General features: G+C 71.2%; 15 protein-coding genes and 1 tRNA gene. 6 read left to right on the forward strand and 10 right to left on the reverse strand.

Annotated features, from left to right (window positions below; genetic code table 11):
* The first annotated feature begins 43 nt into the window (after positions 1 to 43).
* From ACFW6B_RS27275 to ACFW6B_RS27285, 3 genes are all read left to right on the forward strand, one after another.
* Positions 44 to 1072, forward strand: a complete 1029-nt coding sequence (locus ACFW6B_RS27275; RefSeq protein WP_386599776.1) for an SGNH/GDSL hydrolase family protein — start codon at positions 44 to 46, stop codon at positions 1070 to 1072.
* A gap of 517 nt (positions 1073 to 1589) precedes the next feature.
* Positions 1590 to 2810: an acetyl-CoA C-acetyltransferase gene (locus ACFW6B_RS27280; protein ID WP_386599778.1), complete on the forward strand. Its 1221-nt coding sequence runs from the start codon at positions 1590 to 1592 to the stop codon at positions 2808 to 2810.
* A 283-nt stretch (positions 2811 to 3093) separates the two neighbouring features.
* Complete coding sequence (locus ACFW6B_RS27285) at positions 3094 to 3900, forward strand: hypothetical protein (RefSeq protein ID WP_386599780.1); 807 nt, start codon at positions 3094 to 3096, stop codon at positions 3898 to 3900.
* A 92-nt stretch (positions 3901 to 3992) separates the two neighbouring features.
* Here the strand turns inward: ACFW6B_RS27285 and ACFW6B_RS27290 are convergent, their stop codons facing one another.
* Positions 3993 to 4304 carry a hypothetical protein gene (locus ACFW6B_RS27290; RefSeq protein ID WP_326787337.1) on the reverse strand — a complete coding sequence of 104 codons (312 nt, stop codon included), beginning with the start codon at positions 4302 to 4304 and terminating at the stop codon, positions 3993 to 3995.
* Between the two features lie 104 nt (positions 4305 to 4408).
* Between ACFW6B_RS27290 and ACFW6B_RS27295 the strand changes: the two genes are divergently transcribed.
* On the forward strand, positions 4409 to 4639 hold the full coding sequence (locus tag ACFW6B_RS27295; RefSeq protein ID WP_386599782.1) for a DUF4287 domain-containing protein: 231 nt from the start codon (positions 4409 to 4411) through the stop codon (positions 4637 to 4639).
* Between the two features lie 132 nt (positions 4640 to 4771).
* Here the strand turns inward: ACFW6B_RS27295 and ACFW6B_RS27300 are convergent, their stop codons facing one another.
* Positions 4772 to 5668, reverse strand: coding sequence for a Bax inhibitor-1/YccA family protein (locus ACFW6B_RS27300; RefSeq protein WP_386599784.1), 897 nt, complete (start codon positions 5666 to 5668; stop codon positions 4772 to 4774).
* Positions 5669 to 6072: 404 nt separating this feature from the next.
* Positions 6073 to 6155 (reverse strand) — tRNA-Leu (locus ACFW6B_RS27305).
* A 399-nt stretch (positions 6156 to 6554) separates the two neighbouring features.
* Between ACFW6B_RS27305 and ACFW6B_RS27310 the strand changes: the two genes are divergently transcribed.
* A complete protein-coding gene (locus ACFW6B_RS27310; protein ID WP_386599786.1) occupies positions 6555 to 7370 on the forward strand; it encodes an ABC transporter ATP-binding protein in 816 nt (271 codons plus the stop codon).
* 60 nt (positions 7371 to 7430) lie between these two features.
* Entirely contained in the window at positions 7431 to 9959 is a 2529-nt protein-coding gene (locus tag ACFW6B_RS27315) for an ABC transporter permease (protein WP_386599788.1), read from the forward strand.
* 112 nt (positions 9960 to 10071) lie between these two features.
* Here the strand turns inward: ACFW6B_RS27315 and ACFW6B_RS27320 are convergent, their stop codons facing one another.
* The 7 genes from ACFW6B_RS27320 to eno all read right to left on the reverse strand — a co-directional run bounded on the left by ACFW6B_RS27320 (position 10072) and on the right by eno (position 18888).
* Positions 10072 to 11361 carry a class I SAM-dependent methyltransferase gene (locus ACFW6B_RS27320; RefSeq protein WP_386599790.1) on the reverse strand — a complete coding sequence of 430 codons (1290 nt, stop codon included), beginning with the start codon at positions 11359 to 11361 and terminating at the stop codon, positions 10072 to 10074.
* 62 nt (positions 11362 to 11423) lie between these two features.
* A complete protein-coding gene (locus ACFW6B_RS27325; protein WP_386599792.1) occupies positions 11424 to 13052 on the reverse strand; it encodes an IS200/IS605 family accessory protein TnpB-related protein in 1629 nt (542 codons plus the stop codon).
* 394 nt (positions 13053 to 13446) lie between these two features.
* Positions 13447 to 14835, reverse strand: a complete 1389-nt coding sequence (locus ACFW6B_RS27330) for an NAD(P)/FAD-dependent oxidoreductase (RefSeq protein ID WP_151471288.1) — start codon at positions 14833 to 14835, stop codon at positions 13447 to 13449.
* 566 nt (positions 14836 to 15401) lie between these two features.
* Positions 15402 to 16373, reverse strand: coding sequence for an exopolyphosphatase (locus ACFW6B_RS27335; protein WP_386599796.1), 972 nt, complete (start codon positions 16371 to 16373; stop codon positions 15402 to 15404).
* Complete coding sequence (locus tag ACFW6B_RS27340; RefSeq protein WP_386599797.1) at positions 16370 to 16966, reverse strand: DUF501 domain-containing protein; 597 nt, start codon at positions 16964 to 16966, stop codon at positions 16370 to 16372. The genes ACFW6B_RS27335 and ACFW6B_RS27340 overlap by 4 nt, the downstream gene beginning before the upstream one ends.
* Before the next feature lie 39 nt (positions 16967 to 17005).
* A complete protein-coding gene (locus tag ACFW6B_RS27345) occupies positions 17006 to 17482 on the reverse strand; it encodes a septum formation initiator family protein (RefSeq protein WP_386599798.1) in 477 nt (158 codons plus the stop codon).
* Positions 17483 to 17601: 119 nt separating this feature from the next.
* A complete protein-coding gene (gene eno / locus ACFW6B_RS27350) occupies positions 17602 to 18888 on the reverse strand; it encodes a phosphopyruvate hydratase (protein WP_386599800.1) in 1287 nt (428 codons plus the stop codon).
* Positions 18889 to 18903: the final 15 nt, after the last annotated feature.

The following is an 18903-nucleotide window of genomic DNA, read 5'->3' on the forward strand; positions in this document are numbered from 1 at the left end:
GGGCAAGCAGTGGTTGTACGGCTACAGGAGGTGGCGGCGACGGATGTCGAGCATGTCGAGGGCGAGGGTGGCCCGGCGGATCGCCGCGGGCGCGGCGTACGGCGGGGGCGGCGTCGGTCTGGTGGGGGCGGCGGCCGTCGGTCTGGTGCTGGCCGAGGTGCAGCTGGTGAAGAGGCACGTGGGCAACGGACACGCTCCCTACGCCCCGCGCGCGGACGGTCTCTACGGGTACGACTACACCGGCGCCTCCCCCGACGAACCCCCGCTGCGGCTGACGATGCTCGGCGACTCGACGGCCGCCGGCCAGGGAGTGCGCAGGGTCCGCCAGACCCCGGGGGCGCTGCTGGCCTCGGGGCTCGCGGCGGTGGCCGAGCGGCCGGTGGAGCTGTGCAACGTGGCGCAGCCCGGCGCCCAGTCGGACGACCTGGACCGGCAGGTCGCGCTCGCCCTCGCGGACACGTCCCGGGTGCCCGACGTCTGCGTGATCATGATCGGCGCGAACGACGTGACGCACCGTATGCCGCCGACACGCTCGGTGCGCCATCTGTCCGCGGCGGTACGCCGGCTGCGCACGGCCGGTGCGGAGGTGGTCGTCGGCACCTGTCCCGACCTGGGCACGGTCGAGCAGGTCCAGCAGCCGCTGCGGTGGCTGGCGCGGCGCGCCTCCCGCCAGCTCGCCGCCGCCCAGACGATCGGGACGGTCGAGCAGGGCGGCCGTACGGTGTCGCTGGGGGACCTGCTGGGCCCCGAGTTCGAGGCGAATCCCCGTGAGCTGTTCGGCCCCGACCACTACCACCCCTCGGCCGAGGGGTACGCGACGGCCGCCATGGCGATCCTTCCCACGGTCTGCGCGGCGCTGGGCCTCTGGCCGGCCGAGGAGGAGCGTCCGGACGTCTCGCGCCACGAGGGGTTCCTGCCGGTCGCCCGGGCGGCCGCGGAGGCCGCGGCCGAGCCCGGCACCGAGGTCGCCGCCGCGATGCCCACCGGTCCCCGTGGCCCCTGGGCCCTCCTCAAACGCCGCCGCCGCCAACGCCTCCCGGCGACGGACCCGGCCCCGACCCCCTCCAGCTGACCCCCCTGCGGGGCCCCTCCGGGGTCCGGGACCACACCCGCCTGCGGGCACGCGGGGTCGGGCCCGTACCCGGCCGCGGGCGCGCGGGGGCCGATCGCGCAGTTCCCCGCGCCCCTGGGCGTCCCACCCCGGCCGGCACCGAGATCCGACCTCGGCCGGGACGGCCCGTACCCGGCCGCGGGCGCGCGGGGGCCGATCGCGCAGTTCCCCGCGCCCCTGACCTCGTCACCCGTCCCGGCGCCGAACACTCAGCTCCGGCCTATGGGGAAATTCAGCCCCTCCGGCGTTTGAGGAGCGGGGGCCGGGGCAGAGCCCCGAGGGCGGCCACCCGGCCCGGGGTACCTCGCGACCCCGCCCCGGGAAACGCGCCCCACCCCCGCAAGGCGCCCCGCCCGAAAAAAGCAAGCGCTTAGAAAAGTGCGGTCCGTGTCACACCCCCACACCGGTGACCTCGACCGTACGTACGGGTAACTTCCCAAGCAGCCCTGCACACTTCCCGTACGCCAATGGAGCCGTGATGCCCGAAGCCGTGATCGTCTCAGCCGCCCGATCCCCGATCGGCCGCGCCTTCAAGGGCTCCCTGAAGGACGTGCGCCCCGACGACCTGACCGCCACGATCATCCAGGCCGCCCTCGCCAAGGTCCCCGAGCTGGACCCGAAGGACATCGACGACCTGATGCTCGGCTGCGGCCTCCCCGGCGGCGAGCAGGGCCACAACCTCGCCCGCATCGTGTCCGTGCAGATGGGCATGGACCACCTCCCGGGCTGCACCGTCACCCGTTACTGTTCCTCGTCCCTCCAGACCTCCCGCATGGCCCTGCACGCCATCAAGGCGGGCGAGGGCGACGTCTTCATCTCCGCGGGCGTCGAGATGGTGTCGCGGTCCGTCAAGGGCACCTCGGACGGCCTGCCCGAGACCCACAACCCCCTCTTCGCCGACGCCGAGGCCCGTACCCTCGAGGTCGCGCAGTCGGAGGGCTCGACCTGGCACGACCCGCGCGAGGACGACCTGGTCCCGGACGCGTACATCGGGATGGGCCAGACCGCCGAGAACCTGGCCCGCCTCAAGGGCGTCACCCGCCAGGACATGGACGAGTTCGGCGTGCGCTCGCAGAACCTCGCCGAGGAAGCCATCAAGAACGGCTTCTGGGAGCGCGAGATCACCCCGATCACGACCCCGGACGGAACGGTCGTCAGCAAGGACGACGGCCCGCGCGCGGGTGTGACGCTGGAGGCCGTCCAGGGCCTCAAGCCGGTCTTCCGCCCCGACGGCCTGGTCACCGCCGGCAACTGCTGCCCGCTGAACGACGGCGCCGCCGCCCTCGTGATCATGTCCGACACGAAGGCCCGCGAGCTCGGCCTGACCCCGCTCGCCCGCATCGTCTCGACCGGCGTCACCGGCCTGTCCCCCGAGATCATGGGCCTCGGCCCGGTGGAGGCCAGCAAGCAGGCGCTCGGCCGCGCCGGCCTCACCGTCGACGACATCGACCTGTTCGAGATCAACGAGGCCTTCGCCGCCCAGGTGATCCCGAGCGCCCGCGACCTCGGCATCCCGATGGACAAGCTGAACGTGAACGGCGGCGCCATCGCCATCGGCCACCCCTTCGGCATGACCGGCGCCCGCATCACCGGCACGCTCATCAACAGCCTCCAGTTCCACGACAAGCAGTTCGGCCTGGAGACCATGTGCGTCGGCGGCGGCCAGGGCATGGCGATGGTCATCGAGCGCCTGAGCTGACAACGACGACCCGTTCCCGTGACGGGTTTTGAACCCAGCGTGAACGAATCGGCCCAGAAGCCCGGAATCACCGGGCCTCTGGGCCGATTTGTGATCCAATCCCTTCCAAGATGTGACCTATATCCCGCCGAACAGGCATCACCGCAGGTCAACCCCATTGCACAGCTAAACCTAAGGCCCAAAGTCCTGTCCTATTCGTGACGTTACGCACTGACAGTTTGGTGGTTCGCCCTTCAAGCTGAGGTAGGAAGTCGGGGGCCGACTTTGAACCGGGAGTACGTCAGTGAGCGCCATGCCGATTGCTCTGCTGCTCACCACCGCCGCCAGTGCGGGTGTGGGCGTCGCCGCTCTGCGCAGCCTGCGGGACCTGCGCCGGCAGGTCGCGGCCCTGCACAGTGAACTCACCGCGTACCGTGCCGGCGCGGCACGGGCTCTCGTGCCGGCGGCGCGCGGGTCCGCCGACGCGGACGAGATACGCACGGCCGTGGCCGACGCGCTGGCCGAGGAGCGGGAGCGGGAGCTCGCCGAGGCGCGGGCCTTCTGGGCCGCCCAGGAGGCGCGTGACGCCTCCGACGCGCCGTCGCTGCTCGGACTGCCCGACAGCGAGCTGTTCCTGCCGCGCCACTCGGACTTCGCGGGTCTCGACCACCTGGAGCCCGCGGCCGAGACCGGCACGGACCTCGACGAGTTCCTCCAGACCGGTACCGCGGGCGACTCGCCCGAGCTCGCCGCGGCCCGCCGCCGTCACCCCTCGCACCCGGACTTCGTGCCCGTCCAGTCACCGGTGGTCAGCGACCACGAACGCACGGTGACCCGCCTGGAGGAGCTCGCCGAGTCCCGTACGGAGCTGGCGGACGTGCGCCCCGGCCCGCTCGGCACCCTCGACGTCTACGTCTTCGCCGACGGCACGACCCTGTGCATGACCCCCGGCCACCGCGAGACCGCCCAGCGGCTCGCCGCCGCGCTGACGGCGGGCGAGGCTCCGGTCCTGCTCGGCGGCTCCGGCGTCTCGGGCGCGTACGCGCTGACCTTCTCCTTCGGCGAGGAGAGCGTCTACATCCTGGCGGACCGCGTCATAGCGTCGCTCTGACCTCCTCCCCGGCCCGGAGGCCGGGGATTCCCGTCCGCACCCGGAACGGGGACGGCCGGGCGCCGTCCCGCGCGCCGGAGCCGCCCCGAGGGTCAGACCCCGGCGCGTTTCTGCGCCTCGGCCACGAGCGTGACGGCTTCCGCCAGTTCCTCCTCGTTCTTCAGTACGAGGGCCAAGTCGTGCGCGGCGACCGTGATTTGGTCGGCGGCGGCGAACATCCCGGCGTCCGGCATCTCCCGGGGCTCCCCCGACGGGTCCTCGACCCGCTGGGCGCGCAGTGCGAACTCCCTGGCCAGCCCCAGTGCCTCCGCCGCGGCACTGCGTTGCAGGCGGCTCTGCGGGGCGGCCCGCAACCGGTCGGCGAAGTGGTCAACGGCTCGGGTCAACGGCGTCGTATCCAGCACGCCGCGAGACTACGCGCAGCGGCGGGACTGTTGCCAACGCCCCAACCCTCAGGCACGGTGGCGTGAAGGACCGGCTTACATCCCCTTTGCGTTCGGAGGCGCCGATGTCCCAAGTCTTCTACGAGGAGACCCATCGCAACCTGCTCGCCCGCATCCCCCATTGCACCGGTCGTGAGATCTCCGACTGGCTCCGCACCGTCGACGAAGGCCCCGCCCTCTTCCGCTTCGAGGAGAAGGTCAGCTGGCTCCGCGCCGAGCACGACCTCGCGTACGGCCACGCCAAAGCGATCATCCACGAGTACGACCTGAGGAGGGCCGCGCGCAAACTGCGGTGAGCGCGCCCCACCGGGCCGGCCGGCGTCCGACGACACGCGCGTGACGACCGGCACTCCATGACGAAGGGCCCGCGAACCAGTGGTTCGCGGGCCCTTCAGATCACCTGACGGCCGGTACGGCCGCCGGCGCCACTAGTCGTCGCCGCTGAAGATGGCGACCAGCCGCAGCATCTCGACGTAGATCCAGACCAGTGTCATGGTCAGGCCGAACGCCGCCAGCCAGGCCTCTTCCTTGGGCGCGCCGTAGGCGATGCCGTCCTCGATCTGCTTGAAGTCGAGGGTCAGGAAGAACGCGCCGAGCAGGATCGCCAGGATGCCGACGATCGCGCCGAGCGGGCCGTTGCTGCGCAGCCCGCCGTCCGGGGCGACGCCGAAGGCGACCAGCAGCATGTTCACCGCCATGACGGCGACGAACGCGATGGCGATGGTCAGACCGATGCGGGCGTACCGCGCGGTCACCCGGACCCAGCCCGCCTTGTAGACGAGGAGGGTGGCTCCGGTGACGGCCATGGTGCCGAGCACGGCCTGGAAGGGCGCGCCGGACCATGCCGCGTTGTACATCTCGCTGATCACGCCGAGGAAGACGCCCTCGAAGGCGGCGTAGGCGAGGATCAGCGCGGGTGAGGCGTTGCGCTTGAAGGACTGCACCATCGCGAACACGAAGGCGATCAGCGCGGCACCGATGGCCAGGCCGTAGCTCGTGCTGGAGACCGGCAGCAGCGCCCAGGCGAGGACGGCGCCGAGGACGACGGTGCCGAGCGTCATGGCCGAACGCACGACGACGTCGTCCATCGTCATGCGGCCGGTGGTGACCGGTGCCTGCGGCGGGGCTCCGTGCTGGAGGTCCTGCTGCGCGTAGGGGTTCTGGGCGTAAGGGTTCTGCGCGTAGGGGTTGCCACCCTGCTGGGCGTACGGGTTCCCCTGCGTGCCGACAGCGGGTCCCCCGGCCTGCGGCGCCGCGTTGAAGCCCGCGTGGCCGTTGTCGCGGCTGAACCCCCGTCGCGAGAAGACCGGGTTACTGCTCCTCATTTCGCTCCTCCATGGCCGCGCTGCGCGGCCTTGGCTCAAGAGTAATAGGTAGGCAAAGGAATGACCCTAGTGCTTGGGGAGGATCTTTCCCTTGTCGAGCCACGGTACGCGTGTGTCCCCCGGCACGCCTGTACTGGTACGAAGCCGTGACACCGGCCCCGGGGACGCGGCCCGCGGGATGTCCGCCCGGTGCGGTTTCCTTCACCCGACGGCAGGGTCCGGGCCCGGGGCCGGCAGGGTGCCGCGCGGGGGGCGGCAGGGGGCCGCGGGGGGGGGCGGTGAAGGTGCCGCCGGGAAGCGGTGAGGATGCCGGCCAGAAGGCGGCGGTGGCCGGAGGTGAGCCGGCGGGCCACGCTCGGAGTGTTCCGACTGTGGCCCGCGTCCTGCGCCACAGGGGCGGGAAGTGCCCGGAACCGGACTTGAACCGGTACGCCCGCGAGGGGCAGCGAGGTTTAAGCTCGCCGTGTCTGCATTCCACCATCCGGGCAGACCATGGGCTCCGCATCGAGGTTCCGAGCCTATCGGGGCGCGTCACCCCAACAGCGGGCGCGCGTACCGATGTTGTCTTATTTTATTGACGTCTGAGGGTGCATCAGCACACCGCACAGGCCGTCAGCACTTGCCAACAGCCTCCCGGACGCGCTGAGCCCGCGTACGCGGATTGACGGAATTTCACCGTCCGAACGCGCTCGCAACGGGCCTCGGACCAGGCCCCGGACCCTCCTCCGGGAGTACGGCCGCACACCGCGCGCTCCCCGCCCCGACCCGGACGCCTCTCGGGGAGCCCCGTCATACCCAGGTATGACACGACCGCCGCCGGTCCGACCCCAGGCTGCCCCCGGAACCGGAACAGCGGGTGACTACATCCCGCGGACCGGCACGGACGATGGAACACGTCCCGAGCAACCTCGTCCCGACAGGAGCCCCCTCCGTGACCACCACTCCCCTCGCCGGCACAAGCACCGCGATCGCGGCCCGCGCCACGGAACTGTCCAAGGTCTACGGACAGGGCGAGACCCAGGTGGTCGCGCTCGACCGGGTCTCCGTCGACTTCCGGCAGGCCGAGTTCACCGCGATCATGGGCCCCTCGGGGTCGGGCAAGTCCACGCTGATGCACTGCGTGGCGGGCCTCGACACCTTCTCCTCCGGCTCGGTGCGCATCGGCGACACCGAACTCGGCTCCCTGAAGGACAAGCAGCTCACCAAACTGCGCCGGGACAAGATCGGCTTCATCTTCCAGGCGTTCAACCTGCTGCCGACGCTGACGGCCCTGGAGAACATCACCCTCCCGATGGACATCGCCGGCCGCAAGCCGGACAAGGAGTGGCTGGACGACGTCATCAAGATGATCGGCCTCGCGGACCGGCTGGGCCACCGCCCCTCCCAGCTCTCCGGCGGCCAGCAGCAGCGCGTCGCCGTCGCCCGCGCCCTCGCCTCCCGCCCCGAGATCATCTTCGGCGACGAGCCGACCGGAAACCTCGACTCGCGCTCCGGCGCGGAGGTCCTCGGCTTCCTGCGCAACTCCGTGCGCGAACTCGGCCAGACCGTGGTGATGGTGACGCACGACCCGGTGGCCGCCGCCTACGCGGACCGGGTCGTCTTCCTCGCCGACGGACGGATCGTCGACGAGGTGCACGAGCCGACCGCCGACTCGGTCCTCGACCGGATGAAGCAGTTCGACGGCAAGAACCGCACGAGCTGACGCGGGGCCGCGCCCTCCCGACGCTCCCCCACTCCTCGTACACCTGGACTGAGACAACCCATGTTCCGTACCGCCTTGCGCAACGTGTTCGCGCACAAGGCCAGACTCCTGATGACCGTGCTCGCCGTCCTGCTCGGCGTCGCGTTCGTCTCGGGGACCCTGGTCTTCACCAACACCATCTCCGACGCCTACCAGAAGAGCTCCGCCAAGGGCTTCGACCAGGTCGACGTCGCCATCCGCCCCGAGCGCGCGGCGGACAGCGGCGACAGCATCGGCAAGAAGCACGAACTGACGCGGTCCCTGCTCGACAAGGCCGCCCGCGTGCCGGGAGCCGCCTCCGCGATCGGTGTCGTGGGCGGCTTCACCGCCGTCGCCGACAAGGACGGCAAGCTCATAGGCGGCGGCTTCCAGTCGCAGGGCGGCAACTACTGGGGCGACGAGGACCCCCGCTACCCCCTGACGGCCGGCCGCGCCCCGCACGGCACCGGCGAGATCGCGATCGACGCCGAGACCGCGAAGCGGGCCGGCTACGAGGTCGGCGACACCGTACGCCTCTCCGTCGACGGCCCCGTCCTGGAGCCCGTCGTCACCGGAATCTTCACCACCGACGACGGCAACGTGGCCGCGGGCGGCAGCCTCACCCTGTTCGACACGGCGACCGCGCAGCGGCTGTTCCACTCGGCCGGCGCCTACGACGAGATCGACGTGAAGGCCGCGCCGGACACCAGCCAGAGCGAGCTGCGCGCCGCGCTCGACGCCGTCGTGCCGAAGGACACCGCCTCCACCGTCACCGGCAAGAAGCTCGCCGACGACCAGGCCGAGCAGATCGCCGCGGCGATGAGCGGCATGAAGACGGGCCTGCTCGTCTTCGCCGGCATCGCGCTGTTCGTCGGCACGTTCATCATCGCCAACACCTTCACCATGCTGGTCGCCCAGCGCACCAAGGAGCTGGCGCTGCTGCGCGCCGTCGGCGCCTCCCGCCGCCAGGTCACCCGGTCGGTGCTGATCGAGGCGTTCGTGGTCGGCGCGGTGGCGGCCGTCGGCGGACTCGCCGCGGGCATCGGCATCGGCGCCGCGATGCGCTCCCTGATGGGCACGCTCGGCGCCACCGTGCCGGACGGACCGCTGGTCGTCTCCCCCGGCACCGTCGCCACGGCACTGCTCGTCGGCGTCCTCATCACGATGCTGGCCGCGTGGCTGCCGGGCCGCCGCGCCGCGAAGATCCCGCCGGTCGCCGCGATGAGCAGCGTCCACGCGAAGGCGACGACGAAGTCCCTGGTACTGCGGAACACGATCGGCGCCCTGTTCGCGGCCGCGGGTGTCGCCGTGGTCCTCTACGCCACGACGATGGACGGCTCGGACGGCCAGGCCCCGATGGGTCTCGGCGCCGTGCTCCTCATCATCGGCGTCTTCGTCCTCACCCCGCTGCTGTCCCGCCCGCTGATCGCCGCGGCGGCTCCCGTCCTGCGGGTCTTCGGGATCTCCGGCAACCTGGCCCGGCAGAACTCGGTGCGCAACCCGCGCCGCACCGCCGCGACCGCCTCGGCGCTGATGATCGGTCTCACGCTGATCACCGGCATGACGGTGATGGCGGGCAGCCTGCAGAAGTCGATCGACAAGATGGCCGGTTCGGCGATCAGGGCGGACTACGTCGTGTCGATGGCGAACGGCAACTCCCTCTCCCCGGACGTCGAGAAGAAGCTCGCCGCGACCGAGGGGGTCACCGACACCAGCCCGCTGCGCAACGCGCCCGCCCGCATCGACCGGGAGACGGAGTTCCTGACCGGCGTCAAGGGCGCGGCCATCGGCGAGCTCATCGACCTCGACGCCACCGACGGCTCCTTCGAGGTCGGCGGCACCGGGGTCGTGGTCGACTCGGACACGGCGAAGTCCCACGGCTGGAAGGCCGGTTCGGACTTCAAGGTCTCCTACGAGGACGGCGCCGAGGAGACCCTGACCGTCGCCGGGGTGTACGAGGCCAACGAGATGATCCGGGGCATCATCCTCGACAACGCCACGCTCTCCCCGCACGAGCGCGAGGCCTCCGACATGCAGGTCATGGTCAAGACGGCGGGCGGCGCCTCGGCCGCGGCCAAGGACGGGCTGGAGAAGGCCCTCGGCGACAACCCCGCCATCAAGGTCCAGGACAAGCAGGACATCTCCGACGACATCGCGCAGATGTTCACGCTGATCCTGAACATGCTCTACGGCCTGCTGGGAATGGCGGTCGTCGTCGCCGTGCTCGGTGTCATCAACACCCTGGCGATGTCGGTGTTCGAGCGCTCGCAGGAGATCGGGATGCTCCGCGCGATCGGCCTGGACCGCAGGGGCATCAAGCGGATGGTCCGTCTGGAGTCCCTGGTCATCTCGCTCTTCGGAGGCGTCCTCGGCGTCGGTCTCGGCGTGTTCTTCGGCTGGGCGGCCGGGGAGCTGCTGGGCAGCAGGATGGCGACGTACGAGCTCGTCCTGCCCTGGGGCCGGATGGCGGTCTTCCTCCTGCTCGCGGCGGCGGTCGGCGTCCTGGCGGCGCTCTGGCCGGCCCGCCGGGCGGCCCGTCTGAACATGCTGACGGCGATCAAGGCCGAGTAGCCGGGTCCGCCGGACGGGCCGCCACGGCAGCCCCGGAAAGACGGGGGGAGGGGTCCCGCTCCGTGCGGAGCGGGACCCCTCCCCCCGTCTCCGTGCGGCGCCGCTCCGCCCGTCAGTTCCAGGTCCTCGCCCGCAGCGGCATCCCGGACGATCCGGACCCGCCCCGGGTCCTCACCGCCAGGACCTGGTTGACGCCGATCTGGTTGCGTTCGAAGGCGACGGCGCTGGCCGCCATGTACAGGCGCCAGACGCGGGCCCGGCCCACGCCGGTGAGCCGGACGGCGCGGGACCAGCCGGCCTCCAGATTGGCGACCCAGCGGCGCAGGGTGAGCGCGTAGTGCTCGCGCAGGGCCTCGACGTCACGCACCTCGAACCCGGCCCGTTCGAGCTGCGCCACGGTCGTCCCGAGGGGGGCGAGTTCCCCGTCGGGGAACACGTAGGCGTCGATGAACGCGTCGACGGCGTAGGACGACTCGTCGCGCTGCGGGCGCCGGGCGATCTGGTGGTTGAGCAGCCGCCCGCCGGGCACGAGGAGGCCGCCGAGCGCCTCGGCGTACTCCAGGAAGCGCTCGGCGCCGACGTGTTCGGCCATGCCGATGGACGAGATCGCGTCGTAGGGCCCGTCGGTGACGTCCCGGTAGTCCTGCACCCTGATCTCCACCCGGTCGGCCAGGCCCTCGTCCGCGACCCGTTTACGGGCGTACGCGGCCTGTTCCCGCGACAGCGTCACCCCGACCACGTACGCGCCGTGGTCGCGGGCGGCGTGCACGGCCATCGAGCCCCAGCCGCAGCCGACGTCCAGGAGCCGCCGGCCGGGCTTCAGGGCCAGCTTCCGGCAGACGAGTTCGAGCTTGTCGCGCTGGGCCTCCTCCAGGGTGCCGCCCCGCTCCCAGTAGGCGCACGAGTAGACCATGGACGGGCCGAGGACGATCCCGTAGAAGTCGTTGCCGACGTCGTAGTGGTGGCTGACGGCCCTGCGGTCGGTGCGCCGGGTGTGCAGGTGGGAGCGCCTGCGCACCTCCTCCGCGGGCGGGGCGGGCGGCAGCGGCGGCCCGGCCATCCCCACCAGCCCGCGGACCGCGGCGCGCACCTCGGGGTCACGCAGCGCGGCCCCGAGCCCGCGCGCGTCCTCGCCCCGCTCCCAGACGAGCCCCGACAGCGCGTCCAGGGCGGCGTACAGGTCCCCCTCGATGCCCAGGTCGCCGGAGACCCACGCCCGGGCGAGGCCCAACTCGCCCGGCTTCCACAGCAGTCGGCGCAGGGCCCGCCGGTTGTGGACGACGAGCACCGGAGCCTTCGGCGGTCCCGCCTCCGAACCGTCCCAGGCGCGGACGCGCAACGGGAGCGGGACTCCCAGCAACTGTTCGACAAGGCCCTTGAGCCGTGGCGCGGCCTCCTGCATGGCGTACACCTCCGAGACGGCACTCCCGAACGCTCCGACACCAACGTAGACATCTACCGTTCCTAAAGGCTGAGCGAAAGTGAGTCCTGTTGCCAGAACCCATGCTCAGCCGAACGCCCCGAACGGTATTGGGCGTTCTGGTCACCCGCGTTCGCTCCGCGTCCGGGCGGCACGGATCGTGTCCGTGGTCCGGGAACGCGAGGGCGGGGTCCCTCCCGCCCCGGGACGTCCGGTCGGGCCTGGACGGTCCGATGCCCGTACCCATCGCTCCGGTGGGTACGGGGCGGTGCCGTCCGACGCCTGATCGGGTGCCCCAGGGCGCGTCTTCCGATCGCCACGGCGGCAGCGTCGTGGCGGGTCGTCTTTCTGGTTTTGCCAGTGAGGGGTTTTTGCCAGTGCCGGGTGCCCCACTTCGAGGTGTAGGCGGGGTCGACCGCGACCAGCGGAACACCGAGTTCGGTGGCCATGGAGACAAGGCGGGCGCGCAGCCGGGCCACCGGCATCCCGGAGATCAGCCGACGGAACTTCTTCCGGCGGCCGTGTTTCTCCCGGCTGGTCTCGGCGGTGAAGTCCAGGTCCTCCACCGCGATCGCCAACCGGTGGCGAACGGCCCAGTGCAGCAGCCGGGTCAGCGCGTGGCGCACCTGGGCATCGCGATGCTCGGCTGTGCCGGACAGGTCGTATTCGAAGCGACGCGGGTTGCCGACGGGGTTGCCGTGCACGTCCAGCCGCCAGGCCGCCAGATGGTCCGCGTTGGTGTCCACGCCGATCAGACCTCCTGCCCGGACCGCGGCCAGGGGCATGGCGGAGGCGGGTGAGATGGTCCAGGAAGCGGTCAGATACCAGCGCTGGCGGCCGGTGTCCTCGTGGATGCGGTAGGCAACTGCCCGATTCGCCTCGACGCGGTGGCGCCATGTCTCACCCCGGTGCGCGAACGACACCCGCGCGGTCAGGACGTAGCGGCCGTGCGGGGCGTTGGCGAGATGGGTGAGCGGGGCCGGGAGTTTGATGCTGACCTGGCCGTCGGGGCTGATCCTGATGGTCTCGTTGCCGTACCGTTTCCCGGACTCGCCGTCCGCCTGCAAAAACCGGCGCGTCGCCTCCCACCGGGATCGCCATGCTTTCTCGGTGAGCTGTGCTTCTTCCAGATGGTGGCGGTTGTTCAGCAGCCGTTTCCCGCCCCGCACCACCCGCACCCGCCCGGCCGCCCAGTCCGCCCGCGCCCGCTCCAGCCGGTCCTCCAACACCCGCAGCCGACGGGTCTTGGCACGCCACTCCCGCCTACTGCGGTAGCCACCCGGAGCCCGCTTGCTGCCCTTCTCCCCAAGAGGCAACGACAGCCGGTGCCGGATCATCTCCACCCCTGCTTCGAGCTGGCGGATGTGTGCCTGCTGGCCGCGCCGGGCCAACGCCCAGAGGTCATGGGTGACCTTGGTCAGCGATCCCGCCCAGCGCGATGACGACAAACCGGTCAGCTCCCGCTTCCGCGCCGCCCACGACTCGTTGTCGTGCTCCAGTCCGGTCGCACACCGCGCCTTCAGATCCCGGGAGGCCAGCGAACCGAGATGGCCGCCGACCAGCCGCAACACCCTCTCGTCCCCGGCGGTCAGGTCCTTGAGCCGGTCCCGGACCGCGACACCGGAAGGGCCGGGCACCACGAACGATGCCCCCACCGAGCGCAGATCACTCACACCCTCACCCCATCCAGCCCGAACGACCTGTCACTCCGCCCAACGACCACCCTCCACAGAGGTCACGCATTCGATATGGGAATACCCGTTCCCTCCCGGACTCCGCACGAGCGAAGACCGCCGACACTCACGCACGCACGCCAAAACACGCTTACGCACAGTCCACAGGCGACGGTCGCCAGCCCCTTCGACACGCGGCCCCCCTCCTTCCGCGACACGGATTCACAGAATGTGTGTATGCATCAGGTTCTTGGACCCGGGCCGTGCGCGCGGGTCGCGTGGAGGCAGAAAGCGGAGGAGGGAAGGCGGGAGGAACGCCGAAGGGGCCGCCCGCACCACGGATGGCGGGCGGCCCCTTCGGGGCGTTCGGTGACCGGAGGTCAGGAGTCCTCGGTCAGGAGGCCTTGGCCTTCTCCTCGGTCTTCACGGCGGGCGCCGGGGCGGCCGGAGCCGGCTTGGCGGCCTCGTAGAACTCCTCGCGCGGAGTCTCCATGGCACCCAGGGAGACGACCTCGCGCTTGAGGAACATGCCGAGCGTCCAGTCCGCGAAGACGCGGATCTTGCGGTTCCAGGTCGGCATGGCCATACCGTGGTAGCCACGGTGCATGTACCAGGCGAGACGGCCCTTGAGCTTGATCTTCATCTTGCCCATGACGATCATCGCGACGCCCTTGTGCAGACCGAGACCGGCCACGGCGCCCTTGTTGGCGTGCGCGTACTCCTTCTGCGGGAAGCCCCGCATGCCGGAGATCACGTTGTCGCCGAGGATCTTGGCCTGACGCAGCGCGTGCTGCGCGTTCGGCGGGCACCAGGCGTTCTCGACGCCGGCCTTGCGTGCGGCGACGTCCGGCACCTGGGCGTTGTCGCCCGCGGCCCAGATGTAGTCCGTGCCCTGCACCTGGAGGGTGGTCTGGGTGTCCACGTGGCCACGCGGGCCGAGCGGCAGACCGAAGCGGGAGAGAACGGGGTTCGGCTTGACGCCGGCCGTCCAGACGATCGTGTTGGAGTCGACCTCGAGGCCGTTCTTCAGCACGACGTGGCCGTCGACGCAGGAGTCCATGGAGGTGGAGAGGTAGATCTCCACACCGCGGCTCTCCAGGTGCTCCTTGCCGTACTGGCCGAGCTTGGGCCCGACCTCGGGAAGGATCTTGTCCGCGGCGTCGACGAGGATGAAGCGCATGTCCTCGCGGGACACGCTGCTGTAGTACTTGGCCGCGTCGCGGGCCATGTCCTCGACTTCACCGATGGTCTCGGCGCCGGCGAAGCCGCCGCCCACGAAGACGAAGGTCAGCGCCTTGCGGCGGACCTCCTCGTCCGTGGTGGAGTCGGCCTTGTCGAGCTGCTCGAGGACGTGGTTGCGCAGGCCGATGGCCTCCTCGATGCCCTTCATGCCGATGCCCTGCTCGGCGAGACCGGGGATCGGGAAGGTGCGGGAGACCGCGCCCATCGCGATGACGAGGTAGTCGAAAGGCAGCTCGTACGCCTCGCCCACGAGGGGGGCGACCGTGGCGACCTTGCGGTCCTGGTCGATGGTGGTGACCCGGCCGGTGAGGACCTCCGCCTTGGGAAGTACACGCCGCAGCGGGACGACGACGTGCCGCGGCGAGATGCTGCCGGCGGCTGCTTCGGGGAGGAAGGGCTGGTAGGTCATGTACGACCGGGGGTCGACGACCGTGACGGTCGCCTCTCCGTAGCGCATCTGCTTGAGGATGCGCCGAGCTGCGTACAGGCCTACGTACCCACCGCCTACTACGAGGATCCTGGGACGCTCCGTGGTGCTCATGCCATCGAGTATCCACCTGCTTCCGGGGGGTCGCTCGTGCGCCCCTTCACAAGCTCGGACAGGGGCTCTGCTACACTCCGCCGCCCCCGTGACCGAGGTCATGGCGGCGGGGGTGGACCGCCGGGGGGTTCGTACCGTTGTCAACGCCGTGTGAGCTGCGGACCGACCCGATCGGCCCAGTCGGCCGCACCCGTGTTTCACCGCCCCGAAACGCCGCCGCAACGCTTCACGAAACATGCTGCCGGACCGGTCCGGCCCCGCGGAAGGACCCAAGCGGCCCCTCCGTCGCCCTGCGGGGCCTTTTTCCTTGTGAAGAACTTCACGAAGTTTCTCGGCAGGGCCCTTCGGCAGGGGTCCCAAGACCCCCTCGGGCACGCTCATACGTTATCCGACCCGCTCAGCCGAGGCTACTGATCAGTAGTAAAGGAGACCCGTGCCACGCCCGCGCGGCCCCGGCCGGCACGGCGTCCGGGCCCCTGTGCGGCCGCCTGGAGACGCGAGGGCCCCGGCCCCTCGAAAAGGGAGCCGGGGCCGCCCTGCGCCCGTTCTCGGCACGGCGGGGCGCGTCAGTCGCCCTTCCCCGCCGCCTCGGCGTCCTCCGCCACCTTGAAGGCGATGCCGTCGAGGATGTCGTGCTCGCTGACCACGACCTCCTCCGCCCCGGCCCGCTCCATGACCGAGAGCAGGACGAGGGCGCCCGCGCCGATCACGTCCACCCGGCCCGGGTGCATCGAGGGGACGGCCGCGCGCTCGGCGTGGGTGGAGCCCAGCAGCCACTCGGTGATCTCGCGGACGCGCGCGAGGGAGACCCGGGAGTGGTGGATCCGCTCGGAGTCGTACTCGGCGAGGTCCAGCGCGATCGCCGCGATCGTGGTGACCGAACCGGCCAGCCCCACCAGGGTGCGCGCCTCGCGCAGCGGGACCGTCTCCTCGGCGAGGTCGAGGGCGGCCTCGATGTCGGCGCGCATGGCCGCGACCTGTTCCGCGGTGGGCGGGTCGGTGACCACGCCGTCGCGCACGAGGTGACGTTCCGTCATCCGTACGCAGCCGATGTCCACGGAACGTGCCGCGCGCACGTGGTCGGTGCCGACGACGAACTCGGTCGACCCGCCGCCGATGTCGACGACCAGGTAGGGCGTGGCGAGGTCGTCGCGCCCGGCCAGCTCCCTGGTCGCGCCGGTGAAGGAGAACTCGGCCTCCTGGTCGCCGGTGACGACCTCGGGCTCGACGCCGAGGATGTCCAGCACCCCGCGCACGAACTCGTCCCGGTTCTCGGCGTCCCGGGAGGCGGAGGTGGCGACGAAGCGCACCCGCTCGGCGCCGTGCTCCTCGATCGCCCGCGCGTACGTGCGGCAGGCGGCGAAGGTCCGCTCCAGCGCCTCGGGGGCGAGCCGGCCGGTGCGGTCGACGCCCTGGCCCAGCCGGACGACGGTCATCCGCCGGTCCAGGTCGGTGAGTTCACCCGTGCGCGGGTGCGCGTCGGCCACCAGCAGCCGGATGGAGTTCGTACCGCAGTCGACGGCGGCGACGCGGGTCACCGGCCGTCCTCGGCGGAACCGTCGGACTCGGGTGCCCCGGTGGAACCGCCGGCATCGGCGGACTCGGCGGACGGGGGCCCGGCCATGGTCACGCACGCCCCCTTGCGCCACCACTCGGGCAGCATCGCGATGGCCTCGTCGCCGAGCGGGTTGACGCCGGGGCCGGCGGCCAGCGAGTGCCCCACCAGGACGTGCAGGCACTTCACCCGGTCGGGCATGCCGCCCGCGCTCGGGAAGCCCTCCAGGACCTCGATGGCGTCACGGCGCGCGATGTAGTCCTCGTGGGCGGCACGGTAGGCCGCGGCCAGCTCGGGGTCGGTGGCCAGCCGCTCGGTCATCTCCTTCATGACCCCGTTGGCCTCCAGCGTCCCGATCGCGGACGCCGCCCGCGGGCACGTCAGGTAGTACGTGGTCGGGAACGGCGTGCCGTCGGGGAGGCGGGGCGCCGTCTCCACCACGTCCGGCTGGCCGCAGGGGCAGCGGTGCACGATCGCGCGCAGCCCGCGCGGCGGCCGACCGAGCTGCTGCTTGAATGCCTCGACGTCGGCGTCGGTGGGCTCGGTGCGCGGGGTGGTGGGCGGTGGCGTTTCCATGCCGTGTGTCACGTGTCTTTCTGGTCTGTTCACTGGTCGTCAGCGGCCGGCGGCGTCGGCCTTGTCCACGCCGTCCCAGACGTTGGTGTACCAGGGACGGTCGGCGGTGCCCCGCTGGGCACGGGACTGTTTCGCGGCGTCCGGGTCGATCACCACGTAGCCGGTCTCGCCCGGCATCACGTAGTGCAGCCGGTGCCGGATCTGCTGCTTCGCGTACGCGTCGTCCTGCCAGCGCGCCTTGAGGTCGCGGAGCTGCTCGACCCGCTGCCGGGCCTGCTCCCGCTGCCGCTCCAGCTCGCCGATCTGGGCGCGCTGGGAGACGTACTGCCGCATCGGGTAGGCGAGGGCGACGATCAGGGAGCACAGGACCATGGCGAGCAGCGCGGCCCGGCCGGTCAGCCGGGAGCGGCGCGCCTGCCGTTTGGTCTGGGAGCGGTAGACCCGGGCCGCCGTCTGCTCGCCGAGCAGCTTCAGCCGGGTCGAGGTGGAGAACCGGTCCCGGTCCTTCACGGCCATGAGTCCCGCCTCCCCAGTACCGGCCCGCCGTACGGGCCCCTCACGTGCGTACGTCCCCGCACACGGTACGGGACCGGGTACGGGGACGTACGGAGGACGCTTCCTGAGCCGTGCGGGGCTCAGCCCTTGAAGCGGGGGAAGGCGCTGCGGCCGGCGTAGACCGCGGCGTCGTCGAGGATCTCCTCGATGCGCAGGAGCTGGTTGTACTTGGCGACGCGGTCCGAGCGGGCCGGGGCGCCGGTCTTGATCTGGCCGCAGTTCACGGCGACCGCGAGGTCGGCGATGGTGACGTCCTCGGTCTCGCCGGAGCGGTGGGACATCATGCACTTGAACCCGTTGCGCTGGGCCAGCTCGACGGCGTCCAGGGTCTCGGTCAGCGAACCGATCTGGTTGACCTTGACGAGCAGGGCGTTGGCGGAGCCCTCCTCGATGCCGCGGGCCAGGCGCTCCGGGTTGGTGACGAAGAGGTCGTCGCCGACGATCTGGACCTTGTCGCCCAGCTTGTCGGTGATGGTCTTCCAGCCGGCCCAGTCGTCCTCGAACAGCGGGTCCTCGATGGAGACGAGCGGGTACGCCGCGACGAGCTCGGCGTAGTACTCGGTCATCTCGGTGGCCGAGCGCTCCTTGCCCTCGAAGGTGTAGACGCCGTCCTTGTAGAACTCGGAGGCGGCGACGTCGAGGGCGAGGGCGATCTGCTCGCCGGGGGTGTAACCGGCCTCCTTGATGGCCTCGATGATGAGGTCGAGGGCGGCGCGGTTGGACTCCAGGTTCGGGGCGAAGCCGCCCTCGTCGCCGAGGCCGGTGGACAGGCCCTTGGTCTTCAGCACCTTCTTGAGGGTGTGGTAGACCTCGGCGCCCCAGCGCAGGGCCTCGGAGAAGGACTCCGCGCCGATCGGGGCGATCATGAACTCCTGGATGTCCACGTTGGAGTCGGCGTGCGAGCCGCCGTTCAGGATGTTCATCATCGGAACGGGCAGCAGGTGCGCGTTCGGGCCGCCCAGGTAGCGGAAGAGCGGCAGGTCGGACGCCTCGGAGGCGGCGTGCGCGACGGCGAGCGAGACGCCGAGGATGGCGTTGGCGCCGAGCGAGCCCTTGTTGTCGGTGGCGTCCAGGTCGAACATCGCCTGGTCGATCAGGCGCTGCTCGGTGGCGTCGTAGCCGACGAGCTCCGGGCCGATCTGCTCGATGACGGCGAGGACGGCCTTCTCGACGCCCTTGCCCAGGTAGCGGTTCGGGTCGCCGTCACGAAGCTCGATGGCCTCGAAGGCACCGGTGGAGGCGCCGGACGGGACGGCGGCACGACCCGTGCTGCCGTCGTCGAGGCCGACCTCGACCTCGACCGTGGGGTTACCTCGGGAGTCCAGGATTTCCCGGGCTACGACGACGTCGATGGACGGCACGAGCATCTCCTTTATGGGATG

The sequence above is a fragment of the Streptomyces sp. NPDC058751 genome, assembly GCF_042746485.1.
In the GTDB taxonomy this organism is placed as follows: Bacteria; Actinomycetota; Actinomycetes; order Streptomycetales; family Streptomycetaceae; genus Streptomyces.